The sequence below is a fragment of the Polaromonas sp. P4_H1 genome (assembly GCF_056400945.1).
Window position 1 is genome coordinate 67,808 of record NZ_JBFUKG010000018.1, and the last position, 21,359, is coordinate 89,166.

24 protein-coding genes are annotated in these 21,359 nt (G+C 62.4%); 4 read left to right on the forward strand and 20 right to left on the reverse strand.

The window, feature by feature from the left end; genetic code table 11:
- Positions 1-14: 14 nt before the first annotated feature.
- From vapC to tyrS, 3 genes are all read right to left on the reverse strand, one after another.
- Positions 15-437: a type II toxin-antitoxin system VapC family toxin gene (gene vapC / locus AC1DS5_RS20580; RefSeq protein ID WP_477720115.1), complete on the reverse strand. Its 423-nt coding sequence runs from the start codon at positions 435-437 to the stop codon at positions 15-17.
- Positions 437-808 carry a type II toxin-antitoxin system VapB family antitoxin gene (locus AC1DS5_RS20585; RefSeq protein WP_477720116.1) on the reverse strand — a complete coding sequence of 124 codons (372 nt, stop codon included), beginning with the start codon at positions 806-808 and terminating at the stop codon, positions 437-439. Before AC1DS5_RS20585 ends, vapC begins: the two co-directional genes overlap by 1 nt.
- A 78-nt stretch (positions 809-886) precedes the next feature.
- Positions 887-2,119, reverse strand: a complete 1,233-nt coding sequence (gene tyrS / locus AC1DS5_RS20590) for a tyrosine--tRNA ligase (RefSeq protein WP_477720117.1) — start codon at positions 2,117-2,119, stop codon at positions 887-889.
- 223 nt (positions 2,120-2,342) lie between these two features.
- Between tyrS and AC1DS5_RS20595 the strand changes: the two genes are divergently transcribed.
- The gene (locus tag AC1DS5_RS20595; RefSeq protein ID WP_477720118.1) at positions 2,343-3,722 is read left to right on the forward strand and encodes a peptidoglycan DD-metalloendopeptidase family protein; all 1,380 of its coding nucleotides are present in this window, start codon (positions 2,343-2,345) and stop codon (positions 3,720-3,722) included.
- Between the two features lie 512 nt (positions 3,723-4,234).
- On the forward strand, positions 4,235-5,371 hold the full coding sequence (locus tag AC1DS5_RS20600) for an anhydro-N-acetylmuramic acid kinase (RefSeq protein ID WP_477720119.1): 1,137 nt from the start codon (positions 4,235-4,237) through the stop codon (positions 5,369-5,371).
- A 117-nt stretch (positions 5,372-5,488) separates the two neighbouring features.
- On the opposite strand, the gene erpA is transcribed toward AC1DS5_RS20600, so the two are convergent.
- The 5 genes from erpA to rplM all read right to left on the reverse strand — a co-directional run bounded on the left by erpA (position 5,489) and on the right by rplM (position 8,226).
- The gene (gene erpA, locus AC1DS5_RS20605) at positions 5,489-5,854 is read right to left on the reverse strand and encodes an iron-sulfur cluster insertion protein ErpA (protein WP_068836098.1); all 366 of its coding nucleotides are present in this window, start codon (positions 5,852-5,854) and stop codon (positions 5,489-5,491) included.
- Positions 5,855-5,965: 111 nt separating this feature from the next.
- A complete protein-coding gene (locus tag AC1DS5_RS20610) occupies positions 5,966-6,394 on the reverse strand; it encodes a bactofilin family protein (protein ID WP_477720120.1) in 429 nt (142 codons plus the stop codon).
- Positions 6,395-6,450: 56 nt separating this feature from the next.
- Positions 6,451-7,158: a DUF6776 family protein gene (locus tag AC1DS5_RS20615; RefSeq protein ID WP_477720121.1), complete on the reverse strand. Its 708-nt coding sequence runs from the start codon at positions 7,156-7,158 to the stop codon at positions 6,451-6,453.
- A gap of 236 nt (positions 7,159-7,394) precedes the next feature.
- Positions 7,395-7,787: a 30S ribosomal protein S9 gene (gene rpsI, locus AC1DS5_RS20620; RefSeq protein ID WP_007867568.1), complete on the reverse strand. Its 393-nt coding sequence runs from the start codon at positions 7,785-7,787 to the stop codon at positions 7,395-7,397.
- A gap of 10 nt (positions 7,788-7,797) precedes the next feature.
- Positions 7,798-8,226: a 50S ribosomal protein L13 gene (rplM, locus tag AC1DS5_RS20625; protein WP_007867557.1), complete on the reverse strand. Its 429-nt coding sequence runs from the start codon at positions 8,224-8,226 to the stop codon at positions 7,798-7,800.
- A gap of 238 nt (positions 8,227-8,464) precedes the next feature.
- Between rplM and AC1DS5_RS20630 the strand changes: the two genes are divergently transcribed.
- The gene (locus tag AC1DS5_RS20630) at positions 8,465-9,484 is read left to right on the forward strand and encodes a 23S rRNA (adenine(2030)-N(6))-methyltransferase RlmJ (protein WP_477720122.1); all 1,020 of its coding nucleotides are present in this window, start codon (positions 8,465-8,467) and stop codon (positions 9,482-9,484) included.
- Between the two features lie 43 nt (positions 9,485-9,527).
- Here the strand turns inward: AC1DS5_RS20630 and AC1DS5_RS20635 are convergent, their stop codons facing one another.
- From AC1DS5_RS20635 to AC1DS5_RS20650, 4 genes are read right to left on the reverse strand one after another with little or no spacing between them, the layout of a single operon-like run.
- Positions 9,528-10,346 (reverse strand): class I SAM-dependent methyltransferase, encoded by an 819-nt coding sequence (locus AC1DS5_RS20635; protein ID WP_477720123.1) that lies wholly within the window; start codon positions 10,344-10,346, stop codon positions 9,528-9,530.
- Positions 10,347-10,364: 18 nt separating this feature from the next.
- Positions 10,365-11,396, reverse strand: a complete 1,032-nt coding sequence (locus AC1DS5_RS20640) for a cytochrome d ubiquinol oxidase subunit II (RefSeq protein ID WP_477720124.1) — start codon at positions 11,394-11,396, stop codon at positions 10,365-10,367.
- Positions 11,389-12,789, reverse strand: a complete 1,401-nt coding sequence (locus AC1DS5_RS20645; RefSeq protein WP_477720125.1) for a cytochrome ubiquinol oxidase subunit I — start codon at positions 12,787-12,789, stop codon at positions 11,389-11,391. Before AC1DS5_RS20645 ends, AC1DS5_RS20640 begins: the two co-directional genes overlap by 8 nt.
- A gap of 2 nt (positions 12,790-12,791) precedes the next feature.
- A complete protein-coding gene (locus AC1DS5_RS20650; protein ID WP_477720126.1) occupies positions 12,792-13,445 on the reverse strand; it encodes a GbsR/MarR family transcriptional regulator in 654 nt (217 codons plus the stop codon).
- A 227-nt stretch (positions 13,446-13,672) separates the two neighbouring features.
- On the opposite strand from AC1DS5_RS20650, the gene AC1DS5_RS20655 reads away from it, so the two are divergent.
- On the forward strand, positions 13,673-14,152 hold the full coding sequence (locus AC1DS5_RS20655; protein WP_477720127.1) for a hypothetical protein: 480 nt from the start codon (positions 13,673-13,675) through the stop codon (positions 14,150-14,152).
- 115 nt (positions 14,153-14,267) lie between these two features.
- Here AC1DS5_RS20655 and AC1DS5_RS20660 read toward each other — a convergent pair whose 3' ends face one another.
- From AC1DS5_RS20660 to AC1DS5_RS20695, 8 genes are all read right to left on the reverse strand, one after another.
- Positions 14,268-14,726, reverse strand: coding sequence for a BON domain-containing protein (locus tag AC1DS5_RS20660; RefSeq protein WP_477720128.1), 459 nt, complete (start codon positions 14,724-14,726; stop codon positions 14,268-14,270).
- Positions 14,727-14,922: 196 nt separating this feature from the next.
- On the reverse strand, positions 14,923-15,432 hold the full coding sequence (locus AC1DS5_RS20665; RefSeq protein WP_477720129.1) for an SRPBCC family protein: 510 nt from the start codon (positions 15,430-15,432) through the stop codon (positions 14,923-14,925).
- Between the two features lie 215 nt (positions 15,433-15,647).
- Positions 15,648-16,037: a DoxX family protein gene (locus AC1DS5_RS20670; protein WP_477720130.1), complete on the reverse strand. Its 390-nt coding sequence runs from the start codon at positions 16,035-16,037 to the stop codon at positions 15,648-15,650.
- A 37-nt stretch (positions 16,038-16,074) separates the two neighbouring features.
- Positions 16,075-17,058, reverse strand: coding sequence for a Bug family tripartite tricarboxylate transporter substrate binding protein (locus AC1DS5_RS20675; protein ID WP_477720131.1), 984 nt, complete (start codon positions 17,056-17,058; stop codon positions 16,075-16,077).
- Positions 17,059-17,126: 68 nt separating this feature from the next.
- On the reverse strand, positions 17,127-18,251 hold the full coding sequence (locus AC1DS5_RS20680; protein ID WP_477720132.1) for an FAD-dependent monooxygenase: 1,125 nt from the start codon (positions 18,249-18,251) through the stop codon (positions 17,127-17,129).
- Positions 18,248-18,733, reverse strand: a complete 486-nt coding sequence (locus AC1DS5_RS20685; protein ID WP_477720133.1) for an acyl-CoA thioesterase — start codon at positions 18,731-18,733, stop codon at positions 18,248-18,250. The genes AC1DS5_RS20680 and AC1DS5_RS20685 overlap by 4 nt, the downstream gene beginning before the upstream one ends.
- The gene (locus AC1DS5_RS20690) at positions 18,730-20,400 is read right to left on the reverse strand and encodes an AMP-binding protein (protein WP_477720134.1); all 1,671 of its coding nucleotides are present in this window, start codon (positions 20,398-20,400) and stop codon (positions 18,730-18,732) included. The genes AC1DS5_RS20685 and AC1DS5_RS20690 overlap by 4 nt, the downstream gene beginning before the upstream one ends.
- A 66-nt stretch (positions 20,401-20,466) precedes the next feature.
- Positions 20,467-21,354: a VOC family protein gene (locus AC1DS5_RS20695; protein ID WP_477720135.1), complete on the reverse strand. Its 888-nt coding sequence runs from the start codon at positions 21,352-21,354 to the stop codon at positions 20,467-20,469.
- Positions 21,355-21,359 lie beyond the last annotated feature (5 nt).

The window sequence follows — 21,359 nt, forward strand, 5'->3', positions numbered from 1 at the left end:
CGGAATGCGCAGGCTTACTGCGCGGGCGCTACAGGCCGGTTCGGGTATACATGCAGGTGCGGCGTTGACTGCGCCAGGGCCAAAAAATCACGGTCGTTATGCACCAGCAAGGCCCCCTGTTCGAGCGCAATCGCGGCAATCAGACAGTCGGTCGATTTGCGAATCGTCAAACCCTGCTGGCGGGCTTGCCGGTACAGCTGCGCGGCGGCCGCGAAAGTTTCCAGCTCGTCCAGCGGCAACAACATGGTCTGAGCGCCCAATATCTTTTGCGTGACCGCAAACTGCCGCTCTGACGAGACGCCCTGCAGCACTTCGAGGTAAATCATCTGGGTCAAGGCCAGTTCTTCCTGCCCCTCTCTGGCCTGCACGAAACGCACCGCATCGGTGTCCGAACCGCGCAACCAGTCGATCCAGACGGAGGAATCGATCAGCAGCATCAGGCTTTCTTTTGCCCCGCTGGCCTGACAGTTTTCTTGACGGACTTTTTGAGTGGTCTTCCAACAGGTTCGGACAGGGGCGCTTGCGCCGCGGCCTGGATGGCCTCCGAGGGCGCCGCGGCCGCAGTGTAGATCGCCCGGGGCTGCTCTACCCGAAATTGCCCCACTTCATGACCTCGTGCCCAAGGCGCCTTGGGATCGTAGTCGGGGTCAACCCCTCCGATGCCGAACAACTCACGAATCGAGGGCCGACGGGCCCGCGCCACCATCTCGCGCAGGGCTCGGTCAACCACCTCGCGCTTGGTACGCGCGCCGGACAAGCGCATGGCCTCGGCCACGACGACTTCATCAATGTCGATGTTGGTGATCATGGGTATAAATTGTACAGTCTTTGTACAATTTATACCCCTTCGCAGCAATCCCGCAATCGCAATCTATACCCTGGTTATTCAGGCCAGCGTCACCCGCGCAAATTTGCGCTTGCCCACTTGCAGCACATAGGTGCCGGCGCCCAGCTTCAGGGCCTTGTCACTGACCACGCTGGAGTCCACACGCACGCCGCCGCCGTCAATCAGGCGGTTGGCCTCGCTGCCGGAAGGCGCCAGGCCGGCGGCCTTGAGCAGGGCGCCAATGCCCAGGGGCGCACCTGACAGCGACACCTCGGGGATCTCGTCGGGGATGCCGCCCTTGCTGCGGTTGATGAAGTCCTGCTCGGCCGCATCGGCAGCCGCCGCGTTGTGGAAGCGGGCGGTGATTTCCTTGGCCAGCGCCACCTTGGCGTCCTTGGGGTTGCGGCCGGCTTCGACCTCGGCCCTGAGCGCGGCAATTTCGGCTTCGCTCCTGAACGACAGCAGGGTGTACCAGCGCCACATCAGCACATCCGAAATGCTCAACACCTTGGCAAACATGGTGTTGGGATCTTCAGAAATACCGATGTAGTTGTTCTTGCTCTTGGACATCTTCTCGATGCCATCGAGCCCCTCGAGCAGCGGCATGGTCAGAACGCACTGGGGCTCCTGGCCATACTCGACCTGCAGGTGTCGGCCCATCAGCAGGTTGAACTTCTGGTCGGTGCCGCCGAGCTCCAGGTCGGACTTGAGCGCCACCGAGTCATAGCCCTGCATCAGCGGGTATAAAAACTCGTGAACGCTGATCGACTGGCCGCCCTTGAAGCGGTCGTGGAAATCGTTGCGCTCCATCATGCGGGCCACGGTGTAGCGCGAGGCCAGCTGGATCATGCCGCGGGCACCCAGTGGGTCGCTCCATTCGCTGTTGTAGCGAATTTCGGTCCTGGCCGGGTCCAGCACCAGGCTGGCCTGCCGGTAGTAAGTCTGGGCGTTGACCTCGATCTGCTCGCGGGTCAGCGGCGGCCGGGTGCTGTTGCGGCCTGAGGGGTCGCCAATCATGGTGGTGAAGTCGCCAATCAGGAAAATCACCGAGTGGCCCAAATCCTGGAGCTGCCGCATTTTGTTCAAAACCACCGTATGTCCGACATGAATGTCAGGTGCGGTCGGGTCCAGCCCCAGTTTGATGCGCAGCGGCACGCCGGTAGCCTCGCTGCGGACCAGTTTTTTGACCCATTCGTCCTGTGGAATCAGTTCTTCGCATCCGCGCAGGGAAACGGCCAGCGCCGTCCTGACACCGTCAGACAGGGGGAGATTTGTAACAAGTTCTTGATTCATAAGGGGTTTTCACATGCGGGGGCTTTATCCGACAGATATAATTCGTGCTCTCCTGCATCAGGCCGCCATTTTAGTTGGCCCGCAATTTGCTGATCAGGATCAGAAACGTTTTAAGTCCGGTGACGCCGGACCCTCACATCAGCAGTGCGGGCCAGTCACCGATCACCTTATATCGCAGTCAGGCGCACCAACCTCGGGTTATGGCGCCTTGGGTGCACTTTAGTTGGGAATTTTCGTTTTGCGCCTGCCCGCCCCCTCCCACATCCTGACATCCCTCGCGAACAGCCTTCGCCGCCACCCCAAACGAGTCACCGGCAGCCTTGCCGCCTTGCTGCTCGGCACCGGGGTGACCGCGTTCGGTGTAGCGCCACTGGCACCCGATGCCGCCGATTTGCCGGTTTACCAGGTGCTGGAGGCGGTGCAACCCCTGCCTACGCAAGCCCAGACCGACGCACTAGGCGACTTCCGCTTCAACCTTTTTCGCACCGAAGGCACGCGCAGCAGCGACACCGCCGACACCCTGCTCAAGCGCCTGGGCATCAATGACCCAGCCGCGGCAGCCTTTTTGCGCAGCGACGCCAACGCCCAGGTGATCCTGGCAGGCCGCACCGGCAAAAATGTAACGGCCGAAGCCAGCGACAGCCAGCAACTGCAGAAGCTCAGCATGCGCTGGCCCACCGACGACGAGACGATGTTCAAGCGGATCGTGATCGAACGCACCCCCACCGGCTTCAGCTCCCGCATAGAAACCGCGCCCTACACCAGCTCGGCACGGCTGGCCAGCGGCAGCATCCACACCTCGCTGTTTGCCGCCACCGACGAAGCCCACATTCCCGACGGCGTGGCCGTGCAGATGGCCGAGATTTTCTCGGGCGACATCGATTTCCGCCGCGCGCTGCGCAAGGGCGACCGCTTCAACGTGGTCTACGAAACCCTGGAAGCCGACGGCGAGGCGCTTCGCACCGGTCGTGTGCTATCGGCCGAGTTTGTCAACGCCGGCAAGGCCTACCAGGCCATGTGGTTCCAGCCCCCGGGTCAAAATGCCGCGGGCGCACCAAACAAGGGCGGCTATTACACGCTGGACGGCCAGAGCCTGCGCCGCGCCTACCTGAGCTCCCCGGTGGAATTTTCCCGCATCAGCAGTGGTTTTTCCATGCGCTTTCACCCCATCCTGCAGAAATGGCGCGCGCACCTGGGAACCGACTTTGCCGCCACCACGGGCACGCCCGCACGCACCGTGGGCGACGGGGTGGTGGAGTTTGCCGGCGTACAGAACGGCTACGGCAACGTGGTTTTCATCCGGCACCGCAACAACCACGAAACCGTGTACGCGCACCTGAGCAAGATCTCGGTACAGCGCGGCCAGAGCGTCAGCCAGGGCCAGACCATTGGCCTGGTCGGCTCAACCGGCTGGGCCACCGGCCCGCACCTGCACTTCGAGTTCCGCGTCAACGGCGCCCAGCAGGACCCGATGACGATTGCCAAGCAGAGCGAAACCATCCCCGTCTCCACCGCGGCCCTGCCGGCGTTCAGGCAGCTGGCAGACGGCGTCAGAAACCAGCTTCTTGCTGCTGCCACCATTTCGCAGACTCGCGCGGAATAAATAGGGCCCCCACGCTTTTCACTGCGTGTAATGCGCTGCCCCCCGAGGGGGCCGCTGCGCCTGCGGCCCGGCTGAGCCGGTTCCGCGGCCCCTGCTGGGCTGGAGGGCTACCACTTCTGGGCTACTAGGGCCCCACGCTTGTCACTGCGTGTAATGCGCTGCCCCCCGAGGAGGCCGCTGCGCCTGCGGCCCGGCTAAGCCGGTTCCGCGGCCCCTGCTGGGCTGGAGGGCTACCACTTCTGGGCTACTAGGGCCCCACGCTTGTCACTGCGTGTACTGCGCTGCCCCCCCGAGGGGGCCGCTGCGCCTGCGGCCCGGCTAAGTCGGTTCCGCGGCCCCTGCTGGGCTGGAAAGCTACCACTTCTAAGACCCCCACGCTTGCTCACTTCGTGTAGCTCTCCATCCCCGAAGTGGCTAATTTTTCTCGGGCCGGTTTGCGAAAATTTGGGGCCGGGGCTCAAATGACCTGCAAGTATCGCTACCCAGCCCACTCCCTGCGGCAAAATAGCCGCATGCTGGATTACTACATTGGCCTGATGTCGGGCACCTCACTCGACGGCGCGGACGGGGTGCTGGTGGACTTCTCCGGCGACAAACCTCGCGTCGTGGCGGCGGTCACCGAGCCCTTTGCCGACAGCTTCCGGGCGGAATTGCTGGCGCTGAACACGCCCACCCACAATGAACTGCACCGTGCTGCGCTCGCGGCAAACCAGCTGGCCGCGGTCTACGCCAGGGTGGTCAAGACCCTGTTGATCGAGGCTCGCGCACAAGGCATCGCGCCCGTGCACATTGGCGCCATTGGTGCGCATGGACAGACCGTCAGGCACCAGCCGCAGAGAACGTCGCTGGATGCCGAGGGGGCGGGCTACACGCTCCAGCTCAACAACCCGGCCCTGCTGGCCGAACTCACCGGGCTGGACGTGGTGGCGGACTTTCGCAGCCGCGACGTGGCCGCCGGTGGCCAGGGAGCGCCGCTGGTTCCCGCCTTTCACCAGCGGATTTTTGGCAGGGTGGACAGCACCGTTACCGTGCTGAACATCGGCGGTATCTCCAACCTCAGCGTGCTGCCCCGCGACTGCGAGGCGCCCGTGTTGGGCTTTGACTGCGGGCCGGGCAATGCGCTGATCGATGCGTGGTGCCTGCAGCACACCGGTCAGCCGTTTGACGACGGTGGCGCCTGGGCTGCCAGCGGCAAACTGCTCTTCGGGCTGCTGGCCAGCCTGCTGGACGAACCCTATTTTGGGCAGGCTCCTCCCAAAAGCACGGGCAGAGACCTTTTCAGCCTGGCGTGGCTGGCGGAAAAACTGCGGCCATTCGCCGCAGAACGCCCCGAAGACATCCAGAACACCTTGACCGAATTCACGGCCAGCGCCTGTATCGCCGGTGTGACCCACTACGGAAAAGACAGCAAGGAGCTGATTGTGTGCGGCGGCGGCGCTTTCAACCGTCACCTCATGCAGCGCCTGCAGGCCGGCTTGCCGTCCCTGAACGTGAGCTCCTCGGCGGCCCATGGCCTGCCGCCCCTGCAGGTTGAGGCAGCCGCTTTTGCCTGGCTGGCCCGCCAGGCCGTCGAAAGGCAGCCCGGCAACCTCGCCAGCGCGACAGGCGCCGCAGGCCCGCGGGTGCTGGGCGCCGTCTACCCGGCCTGAACTCCACACGGCACACGCAATGGGTCAGGGCGAGGCCATCGCCGAAGATTGCACAAAAGCAAAAAGCCGCCCGAAGGCGGCTTTTTTTAATCTCAATATTTGAGGAGAGCGGACGGCTCAGGCGGAAAAACTGGAACCGCAACCACAGGTGCTGGTCGCGTTCGGGTTCTTGATCACGAACTGCGCGCCTTCAAGGTCGTCCTTGTAGTCGATTTCGGCGCCGACCAGGTACTGGTAGCTCATGGCGTCGATCAGCAGTGACACGCCATTTTTGGTCATGGTGGTGTCGTCTTCGTTGGTGATCTCATCAAAGGTGAAACCGTACTGAAAACCGGAACAGCCCCCACCCTGCACAAATACGCGCAATTTCAGGTCTGGATTGCCCTCTTCGGCGATCAGCTCGGCGACCTTGGCGGCCGCGCTGTCGGTAAAGACAAAGGGGGCGGGCATCTCGGTCTGGATATTTTCAGCAACTGCGCTCATGGAAACTCCGTAATTCTGGTCTCAACAAACAAATAGTACAGCAAATCGATCAACCATAGGACTCATACGTCTAAGCAGGAGCCTCGGGACAGCGCACCACCCAGGCATCAATTAGTTAGCGCTCACCGCCGGGATTGAGGGGGAGTTACTGGCGGCCAGCTTCAAGGGTGATTTTTCTTCCAGCTGCTGGAGCGTTGTGGGCCGCAATTGTCCAAAAATGACGGCGCCCTGGTGCATTTCAAGTGCCTTGTAGGACACACTTCCTTCAATTTTGGCCTTGGGCTGGAGTTCCAGCAATTCGCAGGCATGAACGGGCCCCACCACGCGGCCATTGATGATCACGTGGTCGGCCTGGACCAGCCCGGTCACCACGGCCGACTCGCTGATCACCAGAATACTGGGGCTGCCTTCATTGGCACGAATGTCGCCAATCACTTCGCCATCGATCCGCAGGCCGTCGGTGAACTTGAGGCTGCCTTCAATGCAGCTGCCCTGGGCAATCAGGCTTCTGATGGGGGGCTGTTTCTTTTTACCGAACATATAGCTTCCTGGAGGCGGGGGCGGGATGGTGGGCGGGGTGTGGACAGAGCGGGAGGTTAGAGCTTGAAGGTCTGAACCGAGCGGACTGTCGTGCCTTCAAGCACTTTGGCGGTCACTGTTTTTACCACGGCCTGGGGGGGCAAGTCGAGGACGCCCTCCACGCGGCGGTACTGTTTGAACTGTAAAGCCTGCGGGCCACCAGGCAAGGCCATGGCCCAGGGCTTTCCGGCCTGTGTGCCGTTCACTGTCAGGTCGAGCCTGCCATTGAAAACCGGGGCATTCTTGATCGGCTGAATGACCAGCACCTGCCATTTGAGCTGGGTCTCCGACAACACCTCGGCCTGCAGGCTGCGCAGCGAGGCCACTTCGGCGCCGCCCGAAGGCAACAGCTTCTCGAAAAACCCGAGGTCATCGCGCAGCGCCCGGTTGTCCGATTCCAGCTGGCGGATCTGGCTCATCATTTTCTCCTGCAGCGCCTTCTCGGCCGTCAACAGGCTGCCGGAAGTGTTGGCAACCGACTGCGCCTTGTCGCGGTCCGAGCGCAGGCTGGCGACTTCCTGCCGCAGCAGGCTCAGCTCCTGCTTGGCGTTGGTGTCCAGCCCCGCAATACTCTTGCCAAACTCAAAGGCCCACAAGGCGATGGCGGCGGAAAATCCCAGCATCAGGGCGCCGGCGATCCAGCGCAGGGGCCATGGAAGCGAGCTGCGGATGGCCATGCGCGGCGAACTGATGGTCAGGCGACGGCGAAACAGGCGGAATTTCAAAGGGCAGGTCCAGCGTTTTGGGTTCGGGAGGCTGCATTGTGCACGCAGACAGGGCCCGGTCCGGCCTCTGTGCGGAAGGCAACGTAAGGGATTGCATCAAAGGGTTGCAAGGAGTTGCAAGGGGTTTGCCAAAGGGGCCCCACAGCCCCGGAAACCCATGAGAAGACCCATGAAAAAGCCCATGAAAAAAGCCGCCAGGCGAACCATGGCGGCTTTTTTCGGGCAGGGAAAGCGGATTAACGCTTGCTGAACTGCTTGCGGCGGCGAGCCGAACGGAAACCGACCTTTTTACGCTCGACTTCACGTGCATCACGCGTGACAAACCCAGCCTGGCTCAGGGCCGGCTTGAGTGTTGCGTCATAGTCAATCAGCGCACGGGTAATGCCGTGGCGGACTGCGCCGGCCTGGCCGGACTCACCACCGCCGTGGACGTTGACCATGATGTCAAACGTCTCGACGTGGTTCGTCAGAAACAGGGGCTGGCGGCAGATCATGATCGAGGTTTCACGACCGAAGAACACCTGGATGTCACGGTCATTGATCGTGATCTTGCCGGTGCCTTTTTTGATAAACACGCGGGCGACGCTGGATTTGCGACGGCCGGTGCCATTGTTCCATTCACCAATCATCAATGGCTCCTTAGATGTCCAGCACTTTAGGCTGTTGGGCGGTATGCGGGTGCTCTGCACCACCGTACACCTTGAGTTTCTTGATCATGGCGTAGCCGAGCGGGCCCTTGGGCAGCATGCCCTTGACGGCTTTTTCCAAAGCGCGGCCGGGGTGCTTGGCTTGCATGTCGCGGAAATTGGTGGCAGTGATGCCGCCTGGATAACCGGAATGGCGATAGTAAATCTTGTCAGTCGACTTGGCGCCGGTGACGCGCAGCTGGGCTGCGTTGATGATGACGATGAAGTCACCGGTATCGACGTGAGGCGTATAAATGGCCTTGTGTTTGCCGCGCAAACGGAGAGCAACTTCGCTGGCTACTCGTCCGAGGACCTTGTCGGTCGCGTCAATCACAAACCACTCGTGCGTCACGTCAGCGGGTTTGGCGCTGAACGTTTTCATGAGTTTTCTCTTTTCGAGTTGGTTTGGCGGGTTCTTTTCCACGGTCGGTGTTCTTCTGATGAGAACCTCTTAGGTGGTCATTTGCGCGAAATTCTGAAGGAGGCAGGCCTCCCATGAAGCATCACGCAACTCTGCCGCGGAACCACGTGTGCGCTGCAGAGCCTTGGATTATATGAAAAATCAAGGGCTTACGTCAATCCACCCTCGCATTTGGCCCGCGAGAAGGTAGGATAGACCCATGTTTTCCTATCGCCACGCCTTTCACGCAGGCAACCACGCCGACGTGCTCAAGCACACCACGCTGATCGCGTTGATGAAGTACTTGACCCAGAAAGACACGGCGCTGACCGTGATTGACACCCATGCCGGCGCCGGTCTGTACCGGCTCGACGGCGACTACACCGAGACCAGCGGGGAGGCCCAGGAAGGCATTTTCAAGCTTCTTTCGGGTGAAAACCCGCCTTCCACCAAAGCGCAACCTGGCTCGCCAGCCACAAAAAAAGCAGCACCAGCCAAGCCGTCGGCCGAACACCCGCAACCCGCCGCTGCAGCCAAAACCACCGCCACGGGCGCCTGGGCGCCCGCCCTGCACGACTACCTGGAGCTGCTGCGCGGCCTGAATCCCCAGTTTGCCCAGACCGGCGATCCGGCCCACCTGAAAATTTACCCCGGCTCCCCGTTTATCGAACAGCAATTCCTGAGCGGGCGCGACAAGCTCAAGCTGTTTGAGCTGCATCCCACCGATTACAAGTCGCTGGCAGGCAACATCGAGCAGCTGGGCGTCGGCCGCCAGGTGGCCGTGGCCCGCGAAGACGGTTTCGAAGCCCTGAAGACCTTTTTGCCGCCGCCGGCCCGGCGCGCCATGGTGCTGTGCGACCCCAGCTATGAGATGAAAAGCGATTACGCGCGCGTGAGCGCCTGCATGGCCGATGCGGTCAAGCGCTTCGCCACGGGTACCTATGTGGTCTGGTACCCCATCATCCCGCGCCCCGAAGCGCACGACTTGCCGCGAAAGCTCAAGACGCTGGCAGTCAAGGCCGGGCGAAGCTGGCTGAACGCCACGTTGACGGTGAAATCGAGCAAATTAACCACCGGTACCGAGGGAGAAGTCATACGACCGGGCTTGCCCGCCAGCGGCATGTTTGTGATCAACCCGCCGCATACGCTCAAGGCGGAACTGCAAGCCGCCCTGCCCCAGATGGTGGCGCTGCTCGGGCAGGACCGCAACGCCGGCTTCACGCTGGACCACGGCGGCTGAGCTGACCGCAATACGCAATTGAGCAGAGGCAGCGCAGCGCCGACTATTGCGACAGCGTGTTGGGCGGAACTGTTCCCTTCACGGCCCAAGCCCGCGCAGTCAGAGTGATTGAACCATCGGCGGCCGCAACAAGCCGCGCCTTTAATGTGTCGCGTATGCGATCACGGGTGCCTGCGTCCAGGCCTGCAAGGTAGGTGGGCGCTGCGCCCTGCTTCCCCAAAAACGGGGTCCAGTAGTCATCGAAGTCCCGAAAAACTGTGGCGACATCAATGGCGCGCACTGATACCGAATTCAGGCCGACCTCGCGAAACAGCATCTCCAGGGGTTCAGGCTGGCAGAGTGGAAAGCGCTGACCCTGATCAACGCCGGAGTCCTGCGGATTGATCTGCACCGCCACATCCCAAAAGTGCCGCATCATCTGCATGCCACCGCGATAGTCCCAGACATAGGCAGCTACCGTGCCTCCAGGGCGCGTCACCCGCACCATCTCGGCTGCCATGGCTTGGGGGTCTGCCACGAAGTTCAGCACGAGGCCCGAAACAGTGGCGTCGCACGACTGGGCCGGCCAGGCGAGCGCCAGGGCATCGCCAAGGTCAAACTGCACCCTCGGGTCTTTGACCCGCTCGCGTGCGGCGCGAATAAAGCCCTCGGCGCGGTCCACGGCCAGGACCGCGGCCGGGTCATGACCTTCGAGGATGCATTCCGAAAGAGCGCCCGTCCCACAGCCCACGTCGCCCCACGTCAGGCCGGGTTCAACATTCAGCCATCCGAGAAACTCCCTCGCCACCGGGCGGCTCCAGCGTCCGACCCATTGCTCATAGGCATTGCCGGCACCCCATGTTTCCTTCGCGTTCTCAGCCATGTCGGCTCCCTCCTGCGCTCAATACTTCAGCGCGGTGCTCTTGCCCCAGAACACACGGTAGGCAAACACCGTGTAGCCGATGATCAGCGGCAACACCACGCCGGCGCCCAGCAGGATCACGCCCATGGCCTCTGGCGCCGCAGCCGCCTGCCAGATATGCAGCTGGTCAATCACCAGCCACGGAAACAGGCTGTAGGCCAGCCCGTAAAACGCCAGCAGAAACACACCCACCGTCGCGCCAAACGGCACCCAGGCGCCGTATTCGTTGCGCTGGGCGAGCCGCACCGGCAGCCGCTGCAGGCTGCGAAAAATCACCCCAAACAGCACGGCGGTTGCGGCAGGAATGGGCAACAGCAGCACGATGTTCGGAAAGGAAAACCACTTGGCAAAAATGCTCGGGCTGACCAGCGGTGTTGCAATCGAGATGGCGGCAATGCCGGCCACGGTGAACAGCAGGCTGCGGCGCGCCCAGCGCACCGCCTGCAGCTGCAGGTCACCCTCTGACTTGATGATGAGCCAGCCCGCGCCCAGCAGGCAATAGGCTGCCACAAGGGCCAGTCCGATCACCGCATTGAAGGCGATGGCCCAGCCGGTGGCGGCAAAGCCGGTGATCAGCGAGCCCAGCATGTAGCCCTGCGACCAGCTGGCCAGCAGCGAGCCGGTATAAAACATGCGGTTCCACAGCGGCTTGTGGGACGCGTGCGCCTTCACGCGAAAGTCAAAGGCCACGCCCCGCAGCGTCAGGCCGATCAGCATCATCGCCACCGGCAGATACAGGGCGCCCAGAATCACGCCGTGCGCCACCGGGAACACCGTGAGCAAAATGCCCACGCCCAGCACCAGCCAGGTTTCATTGGCATCCCAGAAGGGGCCGATGCTGGCGATCATGGTGTCCTTGTCGTCGTCGCTGGCGCGGTGCATCAGCACGCCCACGCCCAGGTCGTAGCCGTCCAGGACCACATAGGCCAGCATGGCCAGGCCCATCACCACCAGAAAAACAATCGGCATCCAGCCGGCGGCCTGCGTCAGGTCAGGGGCAAGATCAAGCATTTGCGGCTCCTTCTTTTTGCGGGTAGCTCACGGGATTGAGGGTGTCTTCCATGCCGGCGCCAGACGGTCGGTCGGCGTGGGTCTTGTGGCGCGCCAGGTAAAACAGCACCGAGATATAGGCCGCGATCAGCGCGGCATAGAGCGCGAGGTAAAGCGACAGGGTGAATGCGATCCGGGGCGCCGGCACCTTGGACGCGGCATCGGCCGCCGTCAGCACACCCGTGACCAGCCAGGGCTGCCGGCCGATCTCGGTGACATACCAGCCGGCCACCAACGCCACCCAGCCGGCGAAGGTCATGGCGACCAGCACCCGTGCATGCCAGGGGGTCAGGGTGCGCGCCGGGTCTTTCTTCCACGGCGCAAGCTGGTAGACCGTCGCCCAGCTCACGGCCAGCATCAGCATGCCCACACACACCATGATGCGGAACGCCCAGAACACCGGCGCCACCGGCGGATGCTTGCCCTCGAACTGGTCGAGCCCCTTGACTTCGCCGTCCAGCGAGTGGGTCAGGTACAGCGAGGCCAGCTTGGGAATTGCAATTTCATAACGGTTTTCCCGGGCTTGGGCATCAGGCAGGGCAAACAGCACCGCGGCCACGCCCCGCTCCGTCTTCCAGATGCCTTCCATCGCGGCGAGTTTGGCGGGCTGGTGTTCCAGCGTGTTCAGGCCGTGGAAGTCGCCCGCCACAATCTGCAGCGGAATCAGGATGGCTGCGAGGTACACGCCGGTCTTCAGGCTGGCCATGACCTCGGCGCCGCGCTCGTTGCACAGCCAGCGGTAGGCAGAAATACCCGCCACCAGAAACGACACGGTGAGCCCGGAGGCCAGCAGCATGTGCGTGAGGCGGTACGGAAAAGACGGGTTGAAGATCACCTGCAGCCAGCTTGTCACATGCGCCTGCCCGTTGATCATTTCAAAACCGGCCGGCGTCTGCATCCACGAGTTGAGCGCCAGGATCCAGAACGCCGACAGCGTGGTGCCGCCGGCCACCAGCAGCGTGGCGATGGTGTGCATGGTTTCGCTGACGCGCTCACGCGCAAACAGCATCACCCCCAGCATGGTGGCCTCCAGGAAGAAAGCCGTGAGCACTTCATAGGCCAGCAGCGGCCCGGCGATGTTGCCGACCTTTTGCATGTAGCCGGGCCAGTTCGTGCCGAACTGGAAGCTCATGGTGATGCCGCTCACCACGCCCAGCGCAAACGTCAGCGCAAAAATCTTCACCCAGAACTGGTAGGCATCCATCCAGTACTGGTCCTGCGTCCTGACGAAGCGCAGCTTGAAGTACAGCAACACCCAGCCCAGCGAAATGCTGATGGTAGGGAACAGGATGTGGAAGGTGATGTTGGCCGCAAACTGGATCCGGGCCAAAAGAAATGCGTCAAGTCCATCCATCGTCAACTCCTGTTTTTATCGGCAAGGTTGGCTGGCTGCACCGCGGGGCCCGGCGGGCCGTCAGACTTCGCCGCCACTGTGCTTGATGCCGCACGGCCTGTCAAACCGGCCTTGACGGTGCTGGCCACCTTGTCCTTCACCTGCAGCAGCTTTTGCACCTTGGCGCCCATCTTCATCAGGCTTATCAGCGTGGCCGAATCCATCTTCTGCACGTCGGCCAGCCAGCCCGTCATGAGCTCGATCAGGTCGTGCATCTGCTTCATGCGCGCCTGGGCATGGATGTCGTCCTGGTTCGCCGGCTGCTCCATCAGCGCATCGCGCAGCATCGACAGCGTCGGGTCAATCTCGCGCTTGCGCCGCTCTTCAGCCAGCGTGCGGAAGATCGCCCAGACGTCTTCCGGCGCGCTGAAATACTCGCGCCTGTCGTTGGGCAAGTGCTGCAACCGCACCAGGTTCCACGACTGCAGCTCCTTCAGCCCCATGCTCACGTTGGAGCGCGAAAACGCCAGCGCCTCGCCAATTTCATCGGCATTCAGGGCTCGTGGTGAAACATAAAGGAGCGCATATATCTGCCCCACGGTGCGGTTGATGCCCCAGCGGCTGCCCATTTCACCGAAATGCAGGACAAAACGCTGGGTCAGGGGGGCAAGGTTCATGCGCGGACTTATTGAATTTTCAGGAATTACTGAAATTATAGTAAGTCCGGGATTTTTCTGCTCTGGGGCGTCTTTATGGCCCGATTTATTGTTCTTCGAAGGCTTTGCCAGCTACGGCGCTGGCGTCATTTGTCATCCAAATGGAGGATGTGCCGTGGGCTGATGCCCATCTACACTCGGGCATCTGCCGATGCTTCTCAGTCAATTTATCTAGATGGGGATCGGCCTTGAAGGCAGAAAACACATTTGAAAACAATGACTTAACTTTGTGTGGTGCCATTACAAGGGCTTCCCCCATGTATAAGCTCAATCTCCCACGTATTTCTGAACGCATCAGGGGCTTTACGCCTCCCGAAGACGGCGTCATGTTCGTTTTCGATTACGACGAAGTTTTCCGTATCACCCTCGGAGACCCACCTTCCGTTGAGACGCTTCGCGACAACCCCTATGAATTCGAGAGCAATCACCCCGAGCACTTTGGCGTCTCGGACAAAGAACCAATTCTCGAATCAGGTTCTTTCAAGCTGTCTTATCAGTTTGATTCGCGCTCCAATTTTCAGAACATCACTGTCGAATCACCCGAAAAGGCTGAGTCCATTCAGTTCAGAACGTTGTCTGGCGACTGGTTCATCGCAACATTTTCGCCGTGCCAAAAGTACTTGTTAATTGCCGAACCGTATCTCCTCGAGGTCTATTCGTTGCAATGAGCGCCCGCCTAACACCACGTATATGGACGCCCCCTCAACGGGCGACCGGGACCGCCGGCCATGCACCTGAGCCCGGCAAGGGCCAGCAGCCTGCCATTTTTTGCCTGTACAGGGGCTAGTTGGCCGCAGCAGCACCCGCCGGCGCCGTTCCGTACTTCGGGGTGCCGGTGGTGCCGACCATCAAGTGGTTGACCACGCCCATGACATCGTCCACCAGCATCACGGCGCGCTCCATCGCCAGGGCCTGCTCTTGTGACTGCACGCACCCCATCAATGTCACCAGCCGCCGTTCGCCCAGCACCCAGACACTGGTGTCGCCAAAACGGCCGTCCTGCTGGAGATAGACCGCCACCCTTGGAATGATCTCCTTGTCGTAAAGATAGGAGTTGGGCAAACGGCAGCGCCCGGATCGAAAGCAGCTGCCGCCATGCTGGGCACGCACGTGCGCCTCCGCGCGGAGTTGCTCTTGCGTGAAGGACGGCCCTTCAGGCACGGGGCAAGCCGCCATGGCGGAGCTCACCCGCAGGAAAGGGTCATCAAAGTAGTTTTGCCGGTCTTGCGCGACGGCAGGCATCAAAAATAATGCCAACCCGCCCATGACCAGCCATTCTCTCAGCCCTAACTTCAGCCTTAACTTCAGCCTCATCCTGATCTCCCCAGGGCCGGCGACGCAGCCTCCCGTGTTATTTTCAGATGAAATCGGGCGGCGACAAAATCCTGCAGGAGCCAGTCGCAGCCGCACGAACGCCGGTGCCCGGGCGCGGGAACGCTCAGGCGGTGGGCTTGGGCGCACCGACCAATTCAGCCAGCTGGTCCGTGCATTGGCCCCAGCCTTTGTGAAAACCCATTTTCTCGTGTGCCTCGCGGTCGGCGACGGTCCAGTGCATGACCCGGGCGGTGTATCGGGTGGCAGGACCGTTGAGACCGGCCACCTCTTCAAAGGTCAGCACTACTGTCATGAATGGCTTGTCGGACGGCGTCCAGGCCTCGGTGTAGGCATCGGTGAAAACCAGCCGCTCGTTGGGGACCACTTCAAGGTAGACGCCGCGATTGGGAAAGTCCGTGCCGTCGGGGCCGCGCATGACCACCAGGTTGGCGCCGCCGGGACGCACGTCGAGCTCTGCGCGCGGCGTGCTCCAGGGTTTTGGCGCAAACCATTGCGTCAGGAGTTCGGGCGTGGTCCAGGCCTTGAAGAGCTTTTCACGCGGAGCCTCGATATGGCGGGTCAGTACCAGTTCGCGGTCGGAAGTTGTGGCGGTGCTGTGTGAAGTGGTGGTCATGCGATTCTCCTGGGCTGGTTGGCATTTACCACGGCCAAACAGGCCGACAATACTTTTTTTGCAGGCCCCTTGCAGGCCGCCTACCTGTACGACGAAGCAGGCACGGCTTTCTCGACACTCAGAAATACAACCAACGATAAAAATTTGCATTTTCTGCCCGGGATAGCCACCGCACAAGGCATCAACCCGAACCAGCTCCGAACACCTTTCACAAGTCAGGCTTCTTTTTGATTTCCTGCAACATACGCCAGCAATAGAAAGCCGCCCGCCATCGCGGTGTTCTTGAGGAAGCTCAAAAGCTGCGCGTTGAACTGCGGCGGTTCAGCGGCCCAAAAGGCGTGCGCTATCAATGCCGACGCCAGGGTGAATGCGCCCATGACACCAGCTGCAAGCCGCAGCCGCCAACCCAGCACAAGCGCGATACCGCCACCGATCTCAAGCGCTACCGTCAATGCCAGCGCGATTTCGGGCAGCGGAATGCCGAGCTTGTTGAAGTAGCCCACGGTGGCGCCCCAGGCCAGCAGCTTTCTCATGCCGGCCACCAGGAAGATGAGGGCCATCAATGCGCGCGCTGCAAACAAGATGTTGCGATTTTGGGGGGTCATTTTTGTCTCCGGATGAAAGGAAGGACCTGGCCTCGGCTCAGTCGAGAGAGATTCTGGCGCGCTTGACGATTTCAGCGAAGCGGAGCTTGTCGGCTTCAGCGGCCTTCGTCACGTCCGAAGGTGGGGCAATCCAGGGTTCAAAACCGAAATTCGCCAGCCTGTCCTTGATGTCGGCATCCGCCAGCGCCTTGGCCACGCCGGACTGGATCCGGTCAACCACCGGCTTGGGCGTTCCTTTCGGGGCATACATCGCCACCCAGGTCGGCAGCTCGAAACCGGCCGGGCCACCGGACTCAGCCACCGTCGGCACATCGGTATAACCCGCCATGCGGTTGTGCCCCGCATAAGCCAGCAGCCTGACCTTCCTGGCCTTGTACAGGGGGCCGACGGTCGCGGCGGTACCAAAGGCCCAGTCCACCTCGCCAGTCGCCACGGCGGTGTAAAGCTGGGGGAGTTCCTTGAAGGGCACGTGCGTCATCTTCGCGCCGGTGGAATGCTCAAACATGGCGGTGCCGACATGGGCCACGCTGCCTATGCCCCAGCTTCCGTAGGTCAGGTGCCCGTCTTTGGCTTTCGCTGCGGCGATCAGTTCCGTCACGTTTTTCCACGGGGCGTTGGCGCCGACGACGATGAAGAAGTTTGTCTTGTACAGCGGCGCCACCGGTTCAAAATCCTTGGCCGGGTCAAACGGCAGCTGCTTGTAGAGGTGCGGCTGCAGCGTCATGTGCGTGGAATCCACGGTCATCAGCGTGTAGCCGTCCGGCTGCGCACGCTTGGTCTCGCCGATCGCCAGCCAGCCGTTGGCGCCGGGCTTGTTGTCGACCACCAGCTGCTGGCCCCAGTCGCGCGCGAGCTTTTCACCGACGCTGCGCATCACCGAGTCCGGGCCGCTGCCGGCCGAATACGGCAGCACGGCGCGTACCGGCTTGACCGGAAAGGTCTGTGCCGCCGCGGGCAGCAAGGCGCAAGCCAGCAGCACGGCGGCCGCGCCTGTCAATGTTTTGATCTGCAGAAATTTCATGGTGTTGTCTCCGTGGGTCTTGTGGTGGGGGCGTAATCGGGTGGCGGGGAAATGAACTTCAAATGAGTTCAGAGGGCTTCAAAGGCCGCGGTGAAGTGCGGGTCGCGCTGCTTCAGGTCGTCATGGCTCACCTGGCCGGTGCGCCGCATGTAGTCGTAGGCAAAACTGACCGGGTCCAGATGCAGTTTGCCGGCCACGTTTTCATACCAGTCCAGGCTTTTGGCGGCGGCGTTCTGAAAGCTCGACGAGGCCGGGCGGCGTGTCGCCTCAAACGCGGCAAAAGCAGCATGCAAGTCACCAGGATGCGCCACCAGCCCCTTGTGCAGCGCAATTGCGTCCTGCATGGCCATGCGCGTGCCGGAGCCGAGCGAGAAGTGAACCGTGCGCAAGGCATCGCCCAGCAGCACGATGTTGCGATGCGTCCACTGCTCGTTTTTAACGATGTTGGCTTCAAACCAGAGCGAGCGGTTGGTCAGCAGCGCGTTGGCGCCCAGCTCGGCGCCAAACACCTGCGTGCAGTAGCGGCGGCTCTCGTCTTCGCCGGCCGTGTCCAGCCCGGCGCGCTTCCAGGTGTCGGGGTCAACCTCCACGAGGAAGGTGCTGAGCTCGGCGCTGTACTGGTAACTGTGGGCAATGAAAACGCCGTGCACGGTTTCCTTGAAGATCAGCGACACCGGATGAAAGCGCTGGCGCGTGCCGTACCAGGCAAACTTGTTGCGGCGTTTTTCAAAGCTGGGCCGAAAGTGCCCGGCAAACTGGGTGCGCACGGCGCTGTTGCCGCCGTCAGCCGCAATCAGCAAATCCACCTCCGAAGCCAGCGCGCTCACGTCGCCGATGCGCTGCCCGTAGTGAATGCGCACACCCACGCGCTCGCAGGCCCGCTGCAGCGTCTGCAGCATGTCGATGCGGGCGGTGCGCGAAAAGTGGTTGCCGTGGATCTGCACATGGCATCCGCGGTGCACCACCTCCATGTAGTCGCACTTTTCATGGTGGGCCGTGAACTCGGCAAAAAATTCCGCGTCAGCCTCCTTCAGGAAGGCCAGGCCCACATCGGAAAACACCACGCCCCAGCCGTAGGTGGCGCCTTCGGGGTTTTGCTCATACACATTGATCTCATGCGCCGGGTTGTGCTTTTTGGCGAGCAGCGAGAAATACAGCCCGGCCGGCCCGGCGCCGATGACGGCGATCTTCATGGTGTGATCCTCTCTGGCATGGTGGATGGCGCTGTTGCGCAGGCCGCCTGGTAGCGCTCCAGCGCGGCGCGGAACGCCGGCGGGATCTCAATCGAACGGCGCTCGTCGCGCGCCACGCACACCGGCGTCAGCGTGGCGACAAAAATCACCTCCCCTGCGAGCGTGCGGCCGGTCACGTCGAGCACATAGGTGCGGCTGTGGATGCCAGCCACGGTGACCGTCATGTCGAATTCGTCGTCGGGCCGCAGTGAACGCCGGAAATCAAACGCCAGCGCGCGGCTGGGCGTGCCAAAACCCTGCTCGTGTTTGGCGCGCTGCGGCGTGGTGCCGAACAGCGAGCCGTAAAAAAGCTCGGCCGCCGAGATCACGTATTCGGAAAACGTCGGCGTGTAGACCACGCCCGCCGGGTCGCAATCGCCCCACTTGACGCGGCGGCGAATCATCAGCGGCCGCTCGCTCAACACTTGCTCGGTGGCGATCATGACGGGCTCCCTGCCGCTTCGGCGGCCAGCTGATCAGCGATGCGCTGCTTCAATGCGGGCTTGTCGACCTTGCCCACGCGCGTCAGCGGGTAGCTGGCCACGATCTCGACTCGTTCCGGGCACTTGTATTTGGCCAGGCCCAGGCCGATGAGAAAGGCGCCGAGCGCTTTCACGTCGGGAGCAACCATACCGGGACGCGGAACAATGAAGACGCAGGCCTTCTCGCCGTAGAACGGGTCGGGCATCGCAACCAGTTTGGCGTCGGCCACGGCCGGGTGCTGGCTGACGAAGCCTTCGACCTCTTCGCAGCCGATTTTTTCGCCGCCGCGGTTGACGTTGTCGCGCAGCCGGCCTTCAAAGGCATAGCAGGTGACACCGTCCACCACATGCGCGGTCATCATGTCGCCGGTGCGGTAAAAGCCGTCGGTGGTGAAGGCTTTGGCATTCGCCTCGGGATTGCCGAAGAAGCCAGTCAGGCTGGACGGGCCGCGAAAGCACATCTCGCCCATCTCCCCGGGCGGGCTCGGTTCTTCGGTTTCCGGCACCAGCAGGCGGATCTCGTCGTACGCGCAGCCCGAGGCGCCCTGCGTGTGGTGCCGCGCAAAGGCCGGCGCATCGGCAGGCGAGCCGAGCAGCAGCCCTTCAGTGATGCCGTACAGGTTGGAGCAAGGCACGCCAATGTGCTTCTCCAGATTGTCGGCGCGGCTCATCGTGGCGAACAATTGCAGCGATGACAAGTCGTGCTTCGCGATGTCGGTATACGCCAGCAGCTGCGGCGCAATCGGACCGATCGACAGGGCATGCGTGATGCGGTGTTCTTCAATCAGCGCCAGCATGCGGGCAATGTCCACCCTGGGCATCAGCACCACGGTCACGCCCATCAGGGCCGCGGGCATCAGTGTGTACAGCTGGCCGGCGTTGTGCAGCAGCGGCAAGGACCAGATCACGCGGCTGCCGGCGTCGATGCGGTAGCGCCGCATCCATGCGGCGGAATGCCCGAGGTATTCGGCATGAAAGCGCGGAATGATTTTGGGCACGCCGGTGGTGCCGCCGGAGAGCTGGAAGCTCAGCACGTCTTCCATGCCGAGCGCAATATTGCCCAGCTGCCGCCGCGCCTGCTCGAGGGACATGTCTGCGATCAATGCGTCGATGCCGGGCAGGCCGGCGACCGTGCCGCGCACCACGACAAGGTGTTCCAGCGACGGGTGCCGGGCCGCCATGGTCCGGGCAAAACCGACCAGGTCAAAGCTGCCGAAATCGGCCTGCACAAAATAGCCGCGGGCGCCCGACTGGGCGGCGAGCTGGCCGATTTCAACCTCGCGGTGCTGCGGCAGCGAGCACACCGGCACAATGCCGGCCTTGTAGCAGGCCAGCAGCACGATGGCGGTGTCCACCGTCGTGCCGAGCTGGAAGATGGCGCGGTCGCCCGTCGCCAGCCCCATCGCCAGCAGCGCCGCGGCCAGGCGATCCGTTGTCTCGTCCAGCGCGCGAAACGTCAGGCTTCGCTCATCACTGATAAAGGCCAGCCTGTCGGGGTAGCGCGCCGCCGTGGCGCGCAGGCAGCCGCCGACGGTGGAGGCCACCCAGGAACCATTCGCCAGCGAGGCGGTGGCCCGCTGGTCGGACGGGTAGGTCACGCCCTCGATGGGGCTTTGAATGTCTCGCATGCTTGTCTCCGGGGGCTCTTTCGTTCGCTTCGGTTTTCTTGGGGTCTCTTGGGCTTCAGCGCGTGCTCAGGGCCGGGCCGGTGCAATGACTACCCGGTCCCGTTCAAACACTTCAATGTGCCCGCGAACGCCGCCGGTGAAAAGCCCATACCAGACGGCGGGTTTGAGGCCCAGCGCCTTGCGGTGAAATTCAATGGCTTGCACGGCCTCGATCAGGTCGTAGTCGCCCGCCGCCGTCACGCGGCATTCGGGCCGCGCCGCGGCGTCTTGAACCAGTGCCGAAAACTCCTCGAGCCGGGGCACGTAAATGCCCACGCCCGCGCGGTCGCCAGCGCCGCCGCGTTCATCCAGCAGCCTGGCCTTGGCGGACCAGATGTCATCAATATGGGCCAGACGGCTGCCGCGCTGCACTGCGGCGTCTTCAGCCTCCAGCGCGGCCTGCAGGGTCAGCGCGCCGTCGTCGGCATCGAGCCGGTCCAGCGGGCGCAGCTTGCGCGTGAACTCGACAAAGTAACCGTTGGGGTCGCGCACATAGATGGACTCGATGACTTCATGGGCGGTTTCCACCGAGACATTGAGCCCCTGCGATTCCAGTCGCTGTTTCCAGGCCTGGAGTTCTTCGGCGCTCTCGACAATCCATGCGGTGTGGGTGGCGTCGAACACGTGGTCGTCGGGCAGCGGCGGCTTCGATGCCCGGTCTTGCATCGCGGCCGGCAGGTCGGAGCCCAGGTAATAGAAGAAGGCAATCGTGCTGCCATTGCCGCTGTCGAAGAAAAAATGCAGGAAGTCCGGATGCGTGGCCGGGCCCCAGCCGCGGGCCGAGATGACATGCACCAGGGGCAGCCCCAGCTTGTCGCGGTAGAACTCGATGGTTTCGCGCAGCTTCCAGGTGGGCCGGGCGGTGTGGTCAACGCCACGCAATGCGGGTTGGGGAAGAAGGTCACGGGCTGACATGGTGG

Bases quoted from the DNA above. Each gene is read 5' to 3' on its own strand.
- vapC (WP_477720115.1), bottom strand. From the start codon at position 437: ATGCTGCTGATCGATTCCTCCGTCTGGATCGACTGGTTGCGCGGTTCG.
- AC1DS5_RS20585 (WP_477720116.1), bottom strand. From the start codon at position 808: ATGATCACCAACATCGACATTGATGAAGTCGTCGTGGCCGAGGCCATG.
- tyrS (WP_477720117.1), bottom strand. From the start codon at position 2,119: ATGAATCAAGAACTTGTTACAAATCTCCCCCTGTCTGACGGTGTCAGG.
- AC1DS5_RS20600 (WP_477720119.1), top strand. From the start codon at position 4,235: ATGCTGGATTACTACATTGGCCTGATGTCGGGCACCTCACTCGACGGC.
- erpA (WP_068836098.1), bottom strand. From the start codon at position 5,854: ATGAGCGCAGTTGCTGAAAATATCCAGACCGAGATGCCCGCCCCCTTT.
- AC1DS5_RS20610 (WP_477720120.1), bottom strand. From the start codon at position 6,394: ATGTTCGGTAAAAAGAAACAGCCCCCCATCAGAAGCCTGATTGCCCAG.
- rpsI (WP_007867568.1), bottom strand. From the start codon at position 7,787: ATGATTGGTGAATGGAACAATGGCACCGGCCGTCGCAAATCCAGCGTC.
- rplM (WP_007867557.1), bottom strand. From the start codon at position 8,226: ATGAAAACGTTCAGCGCCAAACCCGCTGACGTGACGCACGAGTGGTTT.
- AC1DS5_RS20630 (WP_477720122.1), top strand. From the start codon at position 8,465: ATGTTTTCCTATCGCCACGCCTTTCACGCAGGCAACCACGCCGACGTG.
- AC1DS5_RS20635 (WP_477720123.1), bottom strand. From the start codon at position 10,346: ATGGCTGAGAACGCGAAGGAAACATGGGGTGCCGGCAATGCCTATGAG.
- AC1DS5_RS20640 (WP_477720124.1), bottom strand. From the start codon at position 11,396: ATGCTTGATCTTGCCCCTGACCTGACGCAGGCCGCCGGCTGGATGCCG.
- AC1DS5_RS20645 (WP_477720125.1), bottom strand. From the start codon at position 12,789: ATGGATGGACTTGACGCATTTCTTTTGGCCCGGATCCAGTTTGCGGCC.
- AC1DS5_RS20650 (WP_477720126.1), bottom strand. From the start codon at position 13,445: ATGAACCTTGCCCCCCTGACCCAGCGTTTTGTCCTGCATTTCGGTGAA.
- AC1DS5_RS20660 (WP_477720128.1), bottom strand. From the start codon at position 14,726: ATGCCTGCCGTCGCGCAAGACCGGCAAAACTACTTTGATGACCCTTTC.
- AC1DS5_RS20665 (WP_477720129.1), bottom strand. From the start codon at position 15,432: ATGACCACCACTTCACACAGCACCGCCACAACTTCCGACCGCGAACTG.
- AC1DS5_RS20670 (WP_477720130.1), bottom strand. From the start codon at position 16,037: ATGACCCCCCAAAATCGCAACATCTTGTTTGCAGCGCGCGCATTGATG.
- AC1DS5_RS20675 (WP_477720131.1), bottom strand. From the start codon at position 17,058: ATGAAATTTCTGCAGATCAAAACATTGACAGGCGCGGCCGCCGTGCTG.
- AC1DS5_RS20680 (WP_477720132.1), bottom strand. From the start codon at position 18,251: ATGAAGATCGCCGTCATCGGCGCCGGGCCGGCCGGGCTGTATTTCTCG.
- AC1DS5_RS20685 (WP_477720133.1), bottom strand. From the start codon at position 18,733: ATGATCGCCACCGAGCAAGTGTTGAGCGAGCGGCCGCTGATGATTCGC.
- AC1DS5_RS20690 (WP_477720134.1), bottom strand. From the start codon at position 20,400: ATGCGAGACATTCAAAGCCCCATCGAGGGCGTGACCTACCCGTCCGAC.
- AC1DS5_RS20695 (WP_477720135.1), bottom strand. From the start codon at position 21,354: ATGTCAGCCCGTGACCTTCTTCCCCAACCCGCATTGCGTGGCGTTGAC.